8 protein-coding genes are annotated in these 13,189 nt (G+C 67.6%); 2 read left to right on the top strand and 6 right to left on the bottom strand.

What is annotated here, in order from left to right:
- Positions 1 to 202: 202 nt before the first annotated feature.
- The 3 genes from HTY53_RS13290 to HTY53_RS13300 form a co-directional block, all read right to left on the bottom strand.
- Positions 203 to 1,726, bottom strand: a complete 1,524-nt coding sequence (locus tag HTY53_RS13290; RefSeq protein WP_174107005.1) for a fumarate hydratase — start codon at positions 1,724 to 1,726, stop codon at positions 203 to 205.
- A gap of 218 nt (positions 1,727 to 1,944) precedes the next feature.
- On the bottom strand, positions 1,945 to 2,493 hold the full coding sequence (locus HTY53_RS13295) for a TIGR00645 family protein (protein ID WP_174107006.1): 549 nt from the start codon (positions 2,491 to 2,493) through the stop codon (positions 1,945 to 1,947).
- 98 nt (positions 2,494 to 2,591) lie between these two features.
- Entirely contained in the window at positions 2,592 to 3,572 is a 981-nt protein-coding gene (locus HTY53_RS13300) for a DMT family transporter (RefSeq protein WP_368040992.1), read from the bottom strand.
- Positions 3,573 to 3,910: 338 nt separating this feature from the next.
- On the opposite strand from HTY53_RS13300, the gene acs reads away from it, so the two are divergent.
- Together acs and HTY53_RS13310 are read left to right on the top strand one after the other, a co-directional pair.
- Positions 3,911 to 5,893, top strand: coding sequence for an acetate--CoA ligase (gene acs / locus HTY53_RS13305; RefSeq protein ID WP_174107007.1), 1,983 nt, complete (start codon positions 3,911 to 3,913; stop codon positions 5,891 to 5,893).
- A 96-nt stretch (positions 5,894 to 5,989) separates the two neighbouring features.
- Positions 5,990 to 8,041, top strand: a complete 2,052-nt coding sequence (locus HTY53_RS13310; protein ID WP_174107008.1) for a VC_2705 family sodium/solute symporter — start codon at positions 5,990 to 5,992, stop codon at positions 8,039 to 8,041.
- Here HTY53_RS13310 and HTY53_RS13315 read toward each other — a convergent pair.
- From HTY53_RS13315 to HTY53_RS13325, 3 genes are read right to left on the bottom strand one after another with little or no spacing between them, the layout of a single operon-like run.
- A complete protein-coding gene (locus HTY53_RS13315) occupies positions 8,038 to 9,210 on the bottom strand; it encodes an HlyD family efflux transporter periplasmic adaptor subunit (RefSeq protein WP_174107009.1) in 1,173 nt (390 codons plus the stop codon). The genes HTY53_RS13310 and HTY53_RS13315 overlap by 4 nt on opposite strands.
- Before the next feature lie 4 nt (positions 9,211 to 9,214).
- Positions 9,215 to 11,530 carry a type I secretion system permease/ATPase gene (locus tag HTY53_RS13320; RefSeq protein WP_174107010.1) on the bottom strand — a complete coding sequence of 772 codons (2,316 nt, stop codon included), beginning with the start codon at positions 11,528 to 11,530 and terminating at the stop codon, positions 9,215 to 9,217.
- The gene (locus HTY53_RS13325; RefSeq protein WP_438820959.1) at positions 11,523 to 12,875 is read right to left on the bottom strand and encodes a TolC family protein; all 1,353 of its coding nucleotides are present in this window, start codon (positions 12,873 to 12,875) and stop codon (positions 11,523 to 11,525) included. Before HTY53_RS13325 ends, HTY53_RS13320 begins: the two co-directional genes overlap by 8 nt.
- Between the last annotated feature and the right edge of the window lie 314 nt (positions 12,876 to 13,189).

The following is a 13,189-nucleotide window of genomic DNA, read 5'->3' on the forward strand; positions in this document are numbered from 1 at the left end:
GCGCAGAAGAGGGGGGATGCGGGGTTTGCCCTATCCCCAACCCTCTCCCGCCAGCGAGAGAGGGAGCACGCCCTGGCAGTCGATAGACCGATCGGTTTGCTCCCCTCGCCCGCTTGCGGGAGAGGGGCCGGGGAGAGGGCCAGGGCCAGGGGCCAGGGCGGTCGCCTGCACCACAGCGACTTCCCTGCAGGACAAACGCTGCTTAAACCGCCGCGACCGGAATCTTGCCGATCTTGGCCTGCCATTCCGCCGGGCCGGTCTTGTGCACCGACGTACCGCTGCTGTCGACCGCCACCGTCACCGGCATGTCCTTGACGTCGAACTCGTAGATCGCTTCCATGCCGAGGTCTTCGAACGCCAGCACCTTGGCGCCGCGGATCGCCTTCGACACCAGGTAGGCCGCGCCGCCGACCGCCATCAGGTAGGCCGACTTGTGCTTCTGGATCGCCTCGATCGCCACCGGGCCGCGCTCGGCCTTGCCGATCATCGCGATCAGGCCCGTCTGCGACAGCATGGTCTCGGTGAACTTGTCCATCCGCGTGGCGGTGGTGGGGCCGGCCGGGCCGACCACTTCGTCACGCACCGGATCGACCGGGCCGACGTAGTAGATCACGCGGTTGGTGAAGTCGATCGGCAGCTTCTCGCCCTTGGCCAGCATGTCGGCGATACGCTTGTGCGCGGCGTCGCGGCCGGTCAGCATCTTGCCGTTCAGCAGCAGCGTCTGGCCGGGCTTCCACGAGGCGACTTCCTCGGGCGTCAGCGTGTTCAGATCGACGCGCTTCGACGTCTCCGTGTTCGGCGCCCACTCGACCTGCGGCCACTGCGACAGGTCCGGCGCTTCCAGCCTGGCCGGGCCGCTGCCGTCCAGCGTGAAATGCACGTGGCGGGTGGCGGCGCAGTTCGGGATCATCGCCACCGGCTTGGACGCGGCGTGCGTCGGCGCGGCCATGATCTTGACGTCGAGCACGGTGGCCAGGCCGCCCAGGCCCTGCGCGCCGATGCCCAGCGCATTGACCTTCTCGTACAGCTCGACGCGCAGTTCCTCGATCCAGTCCTTCGGACCGCGGGCGATGATGTCCTGGATGTCGATCGATTCCATCAACGATTCCTTGGCCATCACCATCGCCTTCTCGGCGGTGCCGCCGATGCCGATGCCCAGCATGCCGGGCGGGCACCAGCCCGCGCCCATGGTCGGCACGGTCTTGAGCACCCAGTCGACGATCGAGTCGGACGGGTTCAGCATCACGAACTTGGACTTGTTCTCCGAGCCGCCGCCCTTGGCCGCGACCTGGATGTCGACCTTGTCGCCCGGGACGATCTCGTAGTGGATCACCGCGGGCGTGTTGTCCTTGGTGTTCTTGCGGCCGCCTTCGGGCGGATCGACGATCGAGGCGCGCAGCACGTTGTCGGGATGGGTATAGCCCCGGCGCACGCCCTCATTGATCATGTCGGTCAGGCTCATGGTGGCGCCGTCCCAGCGCACATCCATGCCGACCTTGACGAAGACGGTCACGATGCCGGTGTCCTGGCAGATCGGGCGCTTGCCTTCGGCGCACATGCGGCTGTTGGTCAGAATCTGCGCGATCGCGTCCTTGGCCGCCGGACTCTGTTCCAGCTCGTAGGCACGGCCCAGGCTGGTGATGTAGTCCATCGGGTGGTAGTAGCTGATGTACTGCAGGGAGTCGGCGACGCTCTGGATCAGGTCTTCTTGCTTGATGACGGTCATGTCTTGTGGGGGAGGGCAGTCGGACAAAAGCGGACGAAAATTCCGCCCGAATCATACACCCCCTCGCCAAACGCGTCCCGGACGCCGGGCGGCTGCCTGCCATTAAAAGTGGCGTTAATTCCACATCGTGCGCGAATAGCGGACAAACGGCCGACGACCGCGGCGCAATAAAAAACCGCGGCGCCGGGCCGCGGTTTCTGCTCCAGTCGCAGTCCGGGTTACAGCCCCCGATCCTGCAGCGCCGGATGCGAATGCGTGATCAGCTTGTCGACCCACGCCATCGCGATCGCCGAGAACAGGAAGGCGACATGGATCACCACCTGCCACAGGATCGTATGGGTGTCGCGCTGCGGCGCGTCGATGAAGGTCTTGAGCAGATGGATCGACGAGATGCCGATCAGCGCCATCGACAGCTTGACCTTCAGCACGCCGGCATTGACGTGGTCCAGCCATTCGGGCTCGTCAGGATGGTTGTCGATGCCCAGCCGCGACACGAAGGTCTCGTAGCCGCCCACGATCACCATGATCAGCAGATTGGAGATCATCACCACGTCGATCAGGCCCAGCACCACCAGCATGATCTTGTTCTCGTCGTACTCGGTGACGTGGGCCAGCAGGTGCCAGACCTCCATCAGGAAGTGATAGACGTAGACGCCTTGCGCGACGATCAGGCCCAGGTACAGCGGCAGCTGCAGCCAGCGCGAGGCGAAGATCAGACGGGGAATCGGGCGCATCCGATGCGGCTCCGGCGATAAGTTCGATGCCATGGTCCTTGCTTGATGGTTGCGTTGGGGTTTGCGTTGCTTGGGTGCGCGATACGCAGGGGGCGATGCGCCGTCCGGCGTCCCGATGAGGCGCGCGCCGGTCAGCGGCCGCGGGATTGTACCGTGGCGCCAGGCTCGGGCTCGATGCCCGCGGTCTCGTCTGTGCCGGCGCCTCGTTTTGCCGCGGCACGCGCCAGCTTTCCTGGCCAGCTCGCCAGCGCGATGCCCGCCAGCACGCACACCAGCGCGACGCCGTGGGCCCAGCCCGGCGTCTCGCCGAGGAACACGATCCCATAGAGCGCCGCCGCGATCGGCAGCACCGAGGTGAACACGCCGGCCAGCTGCGCCGGCACATGGCGGATGCCCTTCATCCACAGCCAGAACGAGAACACGCTGGCCGACAGCGCGTACCACAGCACCATGGCCCAGACATGCAGCGGCACGGCGCTCGCGTCGAAGTGGAACAGCGGCACCACTCCGAGCGGCAGCATCAGCAGGCCGCCGATCAGATGCGTATAGGCGCAGATCTCGATCGCGGCCAGCGTCTGCGCCAGCCGCTTGGACAGGATCACGTAGATCGATTCGCAGACCACCGCGCCCATCACCATCAGGTTGCCGAGCAGCGCATCGCCGCCGCCGCTGCCCTGCTGGCCGCTGCGCGCGATATTGAGCACCGCGATGCCGGCCACCGCCAGCAGCACCGACAGCACGGTCCGGCGCGACAGCCGTTCGCGCAGCACCAGCCAGGACAGGATCGCCACGGTGGCCGGGATGGTGCTGGTGATGACGCCGGCGGACATCGCGCTGGTCAGACGCACGCCGCCGAGCATCAGCAGCGTGAACAGAAAGGTTCCGAAGAAGGCCTGCAGGAACAGGTTCCACCATTCGTGGCGGGTCACGCGGCGCATGCGCGCGGGCCGATACCAGGGCGACAGGCAGACGATGGCGATCACGAAGCGCAGCAGCGCGAACAGCAGGATCGGCACATGGGCCACGATCGCCTTGCCGAGGCCGACATTGCTGCCGACCAGCGCCATCGAGGCGGCCAGCAGCAGGGCATTGAGGGGAACGGAAGGGGGCACGGGTTCGTTGATCGGTGGCACGCCGCGCGATGGAGGCGATGGACGCGATGGACGCGATCGGAGCGCAATCGCAGCGCAATCGGCGCGCCATCGCACGCGCCGGGCGATTATAGCTGTGCTAGCCTTAAGGCTTAGGCTTCACATGCAAACGCTGCGCGCGCCATGCGCTGGCGCCACCATTGCTGCAATGCAATGCGCCTTCCGCCCAACGGCGCGCGTGCGGATCGCATGCCGATGCGCGTGACGATGCCAGGACACCGTCAGGTTGCAGTAAGCCGCGCAGCGTAGCGTTGCGGCCAAAGTATCGAAGCCATATCCGGCCTTTCAGGAGACGAGCTATGTCCGCCATCGAATCGGTGATGCAAGAGCATCGCGTATTCCCCCCACCCGAATCGTTCGCCAAGAGCGCCGCCATTTCCGGCATGGACGCCTACCGCGCGCTGTGCGAAGAGGCCGAGCGCGACTACGAAGGCTTCTGGGCGCGCCATGCCCGCGAGCAGCTGGTCTGGGCCAAGCCCTTCACCAAGGTCCTGAACGAGAGCAACGCACCGTTCTACAAATGGTTCGAGGACGGCCAGCTCAACGCCTCGTACAACTGCCTGGAGCGCAATCTCGAGAACGGCAACGCCGACAAGGTCGCGATCGTGTTCGAGGCCGACGACGGCACGGTGACCAGGGTCACCTATCGCGAACTGCATGCGCGCGTGTGCCAGCTGGCCAATGGCCTGAAGGCGCTCGGCATCAAGAAGGGCGATCGCGTCGTCATCTATATGCCGATGTCGATCGAGGGCGTCTGCGCGATGCAGGCCTGCGCCCGCATCGGTGCTACCCATTCGGTCGTGTTCGGCGGCTTCTCCGCCAAGTCGCTGCAGGAGCGGCTGGTCGACGTCGGCGCGGTGGCGCTGCTGACCGCCGACGAGCAGATGCGCGGCGGCAAGGCCCTGCCGCTGAAGGCGATCGCCGACGAGGCGCTGGCGCTGGGCGGCTGCGAGGCGGTCAAGCACGTGGTGGTCTATCGCCGCACCGGCGGCAACGTCAACTGGGTCGAAGGCCGCGACCGGTGGCTCGACGAGGTCTGCGCGGGCCAGCCCGAGACCTGCGAGGCCGAGCCGGTCGATGCCGAGCATCCGCTGTTCGTGCTTTACACCTCGGGCTCGACCGGCAAGCCCAAGGGCGTGCAGCACAGCACCGGCGGTTATCTGCTGTGGGCGCTGATGACGATGAAGTGGACTTTCGACATCAAGCCCGACGACCTGTACTGGTGTACCGCCGACATCGGCTGGGTCACCGGCCATACCTATATCGCCTACGGCCCGCTGGCGGCCGGGGCGACCCAGCTGATGTTCGAGGGCATCCCGACCTATCCGAACGCCGGCCGCTTCTGGGACATGATCGCCCGCCACAAGGTCAGCGTGTTCTACACCGCGCCGACCGCGATCCGCTCGCTGATCAAGGCGGCCGAGGCCGACCAGGCCGTGCATCCGAAGCAGTACGACCTGTCGAGCCTGCGCCTGCTCGGCACCGTCGGCGAGCCGATCAACCCCGAGGCGTGGATGTGGTACCACGAGAATATCGGCCGCGGCCGCTGCCCGATCGTCGATACCTTCTGGCAGACCGAGACCGGCGGCCACATGATCACGCCGCTGCCGGGCGCGACGCCGCTGGTGCCGGGCTCGTGCACGCTGCCGCTGCCGGGCATCATGGCCGCGGTGGTCGACGAGACCGGCCAGGACGTGCCCAACGGCAGCGGCGGCATCCTGGTGGTCAAGCGCCCTTGGCCGGCGATGATCCGCACCATCTGGGGCGATCCGGAGCGCTTCAAGAAAAGCTATTTCCCGGCCGACCTCGGCGGCAAGCTCTATCTGGCCGGCGACGGTGCGGTGCGCGACAAGGAGACCGGCTACTTCACCATCATGGGTCGCATCGACGATGTGCTGAACGTGTCGGGCCACCGCATGGGCACGATGGAGATCGAGTCGGCGCTGGTGGCCAACCCGATCGTCGCCGAGGCCGCCGTGGTCGGCCGACCTGACGACACCACCGGCGAGGCGATCTGCGCCTTCGTGGTGCTCAAGCGTGCGCGGCCGACCGACGAAGAGGCCGTGCAGATCGCCAACGAGCTGCGCAACTGGGTCGCCAGGGAGATCGGGCCGATCGCCAAGCCGAAGGACATCCGCTTTGGCGACAACCTGCCGAAGACGCGCTCGGGCAAGATCATGCGCCGTCTGCTGCGGTCGCTGGCCAGGAATGAGGAAATCACGCAGGACACCTCCACGCTGGAGAACCCCGCCATCCTCGAACAGCTGCGCCAGCCCAAGTAAGAGCCGCCGCGCGAAGCGGGCGCCGCTGTCACGGCGCCCGCTTGCGTTTCGCCGCCGCGCGTCGGTTCGCTTTCCGTTCCTTCCACGCCCCCGCCCATGGCCCAAGCCCAGTCGCGCTTTCGCCGCCGGCTGCTGCTGTACTACGGCCTGTTCACGCTCGGACTGTTCGGCTTCATCGGCATGATGGGGCTGCTCGAGCGTTCCAACGCCGATGCGCTCTGGCTCGGCTACGTCTTCCTGTTCATCACGATCGCGATCTACGCCTGCATCGGGTTGATCTGCCGCACCGCGGATCTGCACGAATACTATGTCGCGGGCCGGCGCGTGCCCGCGATGTTCAACGGCATGGCGATCGCCGCCGACTGGATGAGCGCGGCATCGTTCATCGGGCTGGCCGGCATCCTGTTCGCCTCGGGCTACGAGGGGCTGGCCTATGTGATGGGCTGGACCGGCGGCTACTGCCTGGTGGCCTTCCTGCTCGCACCGTATCTGCGCAAGTACGGCGGCTACACCATCCCGGACTTTCTTGCCGCGCGCTACGGCAACGGCAAGCCGGGCGGCAATCTGCCGGTGCGCGGCATCGCGGTGCTGGCCGCATCGCTCTGTTCCTTCGTCTATCTGGTCGCGCAGATCCAGGGCGTGGGCCTGGTGGTCACGCGCTTCATCGGCGTCGACTTCGCCGTCGGCGTGTTCTTCGGCCTGGCCGGCATCCTGGTCTGCTCCTTCCTTGGCGGCATGCGTGCGGTGACCTGGACCCAGGTCGCGCAGTACATCGTGATGATCGTGGCCTTTCTGGTCACGGTGTCGATGATCGCGTGGAAGCATCACGGCGAGGCGGTGCCGCAGCTCGGCTACGGCACGGTGCTGACCGATATCGGGCAGCGCGAGCGCGAGCTGCTGCGCGATCCGGCAGAGCTCGCTGTGCGCGAGCATTACCGGCAGCAGGCGATCGAGCTGCAGGAGCGCATTGCGCGGTTGCCGCAGTCGTTCGACGAGGTGCGCGACCAGCTCAATGCACGGCTGCTCGAGCTGCGCGCCCGCAACGCGCCGTTGCGCGAGATGAAGGCCGTGGAGCGCGAGCGCACCGAGTATCCGGCCGACCCGGCCGCGGCGCTGCAGCAATGGACGCAGCAGCGCGAGGAGGCGCTGGCGCGCAGCCAGCCGCCGGTGCCCGCCACCGAGCCCTATCCGTCGCCGTCGGAGGCCGAGCGCAAGACCGAGCGGCTGAACTTCGTGCTGCTGACCTTCTGCCTGATGCTGGGCACCGCGAGCCTGCCGCATATCCTGACGCGGCTCTACACCACGCCGTCGGTCAAGGAGAGCCGCAATTCGGTGGCCTGGGCGGTGTTCTTCATCGCGCTGCTGTACGTCAGCGCGCCCACGCTGGCGGCGCTGGTCAAATACCAGTTCCTGCATCATCTGGTAGGCACGCCCTATACCGATCTGCCGGCCTGGGTCACGCAATGGCGGCGCATCGATCCGCCGGTGTTCGGCATCCGCGATGTCAATGGCGACGGCATCGTGCAGTGGGCCGAGATCATGATCCAGCCGGACATGATCGTGCTGGCCGCGCCGGAGATCGCAGGGCTGCCGTACGTGATCTCGGGCCTGGTCGCCGCCGGCGCGCTGGCCGCCGCGCTGTCGACCGCCGACGGGCTGCTGCTGACGATCGCCAACGCGCTGTCGCACGACGTCTTCTATCACATGGTCGATCGCGGCGCGAGCCAGCAGCGGCGCGTGACCACCGCCAAGATCCTGCTGCTGGGCGTGGCGCTGTTCGCCGCGTACGTGACGTCGCTGCGGCCCGGCAACATCCTGTTCCTGGTCGGCGCGGCGTTCTCGCTGGCGGCGTCGAGCTTCTTCCCGGTGCTGGTGCTGGCGATCTTCTGGAAGCGCACCACCGCGGCCGGCGCATTCGCCGGCATGCTGGCCGGGCTGTCGGTGTCGATCTACTACATCTTCGTCAACTACCCCTTCTTCACGCGGATGACCGGCATTTTCGGCGACCGCTGGTTCGGCGTCGATCCGATCGCCTCGGGTGCGTTTGGCGTGCCGGCCGGGTTTGCCGTGGCCATCCTGGTCAGCCTGATGACCCCGCGCAATGCGCCGGTGATCGATCGGCTGGTGACCTATCTGCGCAAGGGCTAGCGTTCGCGCAGGGCCTCCGCCGCGCGGTTCAGCGGCTTGATCAAATAGTCCATCACGGTTCGGCGTCCCGTGCGAATCTCCGCCGTCGCCACCATGCCGGGCAGGATCGGATGGCGCTTGCCCTCCTTCGTTTCCAGATACGCGTGCTCGGTCAGCACATAGACGCGGTAGTAGTAGATGCGCCGATCGACCTGGTCCTCGATGGTGTCGGGCGAGATGCGGTCGACCCTGGCCGGCAGCGTTCCGTAGATCGACGGCTCGAACGCGGTGATCTTGACCGTGGCCTCCTGGTCCGGATGGATGAAGGCGATGTCGCGAGGCGACAGCCGCGCCTCGATCAGCAGTTGGTCGCCCAGCGGCACGATCTCCATCAGCACGCCGCCCGGCGTGATCACGCCGCCGATGGTGGAGACGCGGATGTCCTTGACGATGCCGCGCGCCGGGGACGTGATCGCGGTGCGCCGCAGCTGGTCGGCGCGTCCCTCGCGCACCTTCAGCAGCGGGCCCAGGTCCGCCATCGTCTTGGCGTAGTCCGCCTTCAGTGCGACGTAGTACTCGCTCTGCGTCGAGTCGAGCTTGGTCGCGAACTCCGCCACCTTCTGCCGCAGCCGCAGGATCTCCACTTCGTTGGTGGCGCCGGTGCGCAGCAAGGGCAGGGCGATCTGCAGTTCCTGCTCGGCCAGGCGCAGCTGCTGGCGCAGATTGGCCAGGTTCTCGCGGAAGGCGCGGCGGTTGGCGACGAACAGCTGCCTCTCCCGTTCGACCACGGCGGTATCGCGCGCCAGCTCGGCGGGGAAGTTGACCGAGTCGGCATCGTTCATCTCGGCATGCAGCCGCGCCGCCCGCGCCTGCAGCGCGGCGATGCGCTCCAGCGTTTCCTCCATCGACGAGCGCGCCTGCACCGGGTCCAGCGTGGCCAGCTGCTGGCCGGCCTCGACCACATCGCCCTCGCGCACCGCCAGTTCGGCCAGGATGCCGCCCTCCAGGCTCTGGATGATTTGGCCCTTGGAGGCGGGCGTCACCTTGCCCTCGCCGACAGCGACTTCATCCAGGCTGGCGAAGGCCGACCACAGCAGGAAGGCGGCGATCGCACCGATGCCCAGCCACAGCAGCAGCCGCGCACCGCCGGCGCCGTCTTCGAATCGTGCACGCATCGAGAACTTGTCCATGGGGCTACTCCGCGGCCGGAGCCGCATGGGCGGACGCCCGTGACGATGGTTGCGCGGAGGGTTGTGTCGACGCTTGTGCCGATGCCTGTGCCGACGGATTCGCGGAAGTCTGCGATGCCGCCGGCCGCGGCGCCGCCGTGCGCTTGAGCGCGGCCAGCACCTCTTCCTTCGGCCCGTCGCGCACGATGCGCCCGCGATCGACCACGATGATGCGATCGACCAGCGACAGCACCGGATAGCGGTGCGTGGCGACGATCAGCGTGCGGCGGCCCATCCATTGGCGCATCCGCTCGATCACCGCCAGCTCGGTGCCTTCGTCCAGCGATGCGGTCGGTTCGTCGAGCAGCAGGATCTGCGGATCGCGCAGGAAGGTCCGCGCCAGAATCAGCACCTGCTTCTGGCCGCCGGAAAGACCGAGGCCGTTTTCGCGGATGCGCAGGTCCAGCCCGTGCGGCTGGTTCAGCAGCAGCTGGTCGGCGCAGGCGATGCGCAGCGCGCGCAGCAGCTGTTCGTCGGTGGCCAGCGGATTGGCGATCAACAGGTTGTCGCGCAGCGTGCCGTAGAAGGGGCTCGATTCCTGCAGCACGCTGCCGATGTCGCGCCGGAGGTCGGCGACATCGATCAATGCCATCGGCGTGTCGTCGAGCACGATGCGTCCCTGCGTCGGCGTGGCCAGCCCGCCGGCGAGCCGCAGCAGCGTCGACTTGCCCGCGCCGACGCGCCCCAGGATCGCGATGCGCTCGCCCGGCACGATGCGCAGCTGCGGAATCGTCAGCACCGGCTTTTCCTGCGCATCGAAGCTGAAGGCGACGTTCTCGAAGCGATAGCCGCCGCGCAGCACCGGCTTGTGATAGGTGTCCTTGTCGGGATCGTGGTCCACCGGCAACCGCAGCAGTTCGTCCAGCGCCTTCTTGCCGACGCGCGCGTTCTGGATGCGTCCGAGTACCGCGGGAATCTGCGCTAATGGCGCGATGGTGCGGCTGGTCAGGATCGAGCAGGCCAGCACCGCGCCGAACGACAGATTGCCGTCGAGGATGCCGTAGACGCCGGCGATCACCACGCCGACATAGGCGATCTGCTGCACCGTCTGCGAGACGTTGACCAGCAGCCCCGCGATAAAGCGCTGCTTCAGCCCGATCGCGCCATTGACCTCGTTGGCGTGGTCCCACAGCCCGCGGAAGCGCGGCTCGGCCTGCAGCGACTTGATGTCTTCGGCGCGGTAGATCGACTCCATCAGGATCGCGTTGCGCAGTGCGGCCTCGGCCATCCCTTCGCGCGACAGCCTGGCCAGCGGAATCTGCGCCAGCAGCCCCGGCAGGATCAGCAGCGGAATCGCCGCCAGCGGAATCATCACCAGCCAGCCACCCAGTACCCAGATGATGAACAGGAAGGCGGCCACGAACGGCAGGTCGATCAGCACGCCCAGCGTGCTCGAGGTCAGCAGCTCGCGCAGCTGTTCGAGGTCGCGCAGCTGCGCGATCAGCGTGCCGGGCGAGCGCGGCCGCGCATCGTTGCGAATGTCGAGCACGCGCGCGAAGAACATGGCCGACAGCTTCATGTCGACGCGTTTGCCGAAGTGGTCGGTGATTGAGACGCGCGCGGTGCGGATCAGCAGTTCCAGCGCCAGCGCGAGCGCCACGCCCGAGGCCAGCACCCACAGCGTATGCAGCGAGCGCGCCGGCACCACGCGGTCCCACACCTGCATCGCGAACAGCGAGGTGCCCACCGCCAGCAGATTGCCGAACAGCGAGCCCAGACCCAGGTCGAGCAGCGTGCGCCAATGCGTGGTGAAGATGCCGCTCAGCCAGGAAGCGGGCGCCGCGCGCAGATAGGCGTCGAGCCGATCGCCGCGCCGGGTTGCGCGTGCCTGTACCAGCAGCAGCCGGCCGCTCGCTTCGCGCGACAGCGTGTCGAGCGTCATGCTGCGCTCGACCGGCTTGCCGTCGAGCGGCAGCAGCAGGGTCGCCACGCCGTTGATGACGGCGATCACCATGCCGACCTGCCGGCCGAGCGGCACCAGCACCGGCAGCATCACGGGCGACAGCGATGCCGCCGGCAGATCGACGAATTGCGCAGCGAGACCACCGGACGCTGCCAGCTCGACGATGGCGGACTCGGAAGCCTGCTTGCCGGCCTCGGCCCACGCGGCGGCATTGCGCAACTGCTCCGGCGAACTCTGCACGTTCAATTGCCGCGCCGCCATCAACACGGCATCGATCCACGGCTGCAGCGCCGCATCGGCCGGCGCGGGATCGCCGGCTGCGCGGGCCGGCGCTTGCTCCGCCTGTGCCAGCGCGCTCAATGGAGTGGGGTCATTCATCGCGTGTCCCTTCCTGCTGCCGCAGCAGCTCCACGAACTTGCCGACTGCCGCGTACGCCTTGATGCGGGCGCGAATGCCGTCGGCCATGGCGTTGATCCATTCTTCCTCGGCCAGGAAGATCTCGCGGTCGCGGGTGATGACCTCGGTCAGCGAGCGCTTGTTCAGCATGTATTCCTGCCAGTAGAGATTGCGCGACGAGCGCGACAGCTCGATCACGTTGCGGTAGCTGGCCAGCCGCGCGGCCGCGCCCTCGGCCTCGGTCTGCGCGGCATACAGCGCGGTGCGCGTGCGCAGGCGCTGGTTGTCCAGCGCATCGGCGGCGGCGCGTTCCTGCGCCTGCGCGGCGGCGATGCGATGCTGGGCGAGCCGGCCCAGCGAGAAGTCGCCGCGGATCGACAGGCCGACCCAGGTGTCGTCGTTGGCGTTGGCGCGCCCGGTGGACAGCGAACGGCTGACGCCGACGCTGACCGATGGATAGCGTTCGGCCTTGGCGAGATCGACATTGGCGGCTGCGGCTTCGACGGCGGCGCGGGCGGCCAGCACCGATGGCGTCTCGTCGATCTGCTCGTCGCGTCCGCCGCCGCCGTCGCGCGTGATCCGCTCGATCACGCCGCCGGTGTTGGCCAGGTCCGCCACCTGCTGCGGACGCGTGCCGATCAGTTCGGCCAGTTTGGTGGCGGCCACATCGAAGCGGTTGCGTGCCTTCAGCACTTCGGCATTGGCACGCAGCGTCGCGACCTCGGCCAGGTCACGGTCGGACGACACCGACAGGCCGGCGCGCACCCGCTCGCCGATGCGCGCGCGGGTTTCCTCCATCGATGCCACCTGGCGTTGCGCGGCGGCGATCACGGCCTGGCTCGCGGCCAGTTCGACAAAGGTATCCGCGGTATTGGCGGCCACCGTCTCGACGGTGTCGGCGAGTTGATGCTGGCTCTTGCCCAGATTGGCGTCGGCCGCGGAGATCTTGCTGCGTGTGCGGCCGAAGTCGTAGAGCAGTTGGCTCGCGCCGACCGAGGCGCGCGAGCCGAGATCGTTGCCGCCGCTGCCGAAGCTGCCGCCATAGCCGGGCTGCACGCCGTACTCGATCTTCGGATACCAGGCGGCCTTGGCCACGGAGATCTCGGACAGGTTCTGCGTGACCACCGCGTTGGCGCGGCTGATGTCGGGATGGCGCGCGATCGCGATGCCGACCGCGTTGCGCAGCGTCAGGCCGTCGAGGGCGATGCGTTGGGGAGCCGATGGGCCGGGCAGGCCGGCGGCGCTCGCCGGGGCCGGGGAAGCGGTATAAGGTGCGGCCGATGCCGTCCCGGGGTAGGGCGCCGCAAGCAATGCCAGTGCGGTCAATGCGGACAGCGTCGCCGATGGCGGCAGGGTTCGCAGCGTGTGCCCGGCGGGATGCCGGGAAGGGAGCGGGCGCTGCCGGGTCCGCGCTCCGTTTGAAAAGAGGGCCACGATGGATCTCAACGATGTCGGTTTCACGGAATCACCACGGTCCGCGGTGAAGGCTTTTGACATGTGGCCGCGCATCGGTCGCGAGGCAGCGTCGCGGCCGACGGGGTAGTGCAAGGTATTGAACGGCGGTCGATGCAGTCTGGCCGGACTCCTTGTGGCAGGTGAGGTGAAAAAGTCCGGCGAAGCGGGCGGCGGGACGGGGAACC

This window comes from Cupriavidus gilardii (genome assembly GCF_013314895.1).
GTDB lineage: Bacteria > Pseudomonadota > Gammaproteobacteria > Burkholderiales > Burkholderiaceae > Cupriavidus > Cupriavidus gilardii_C.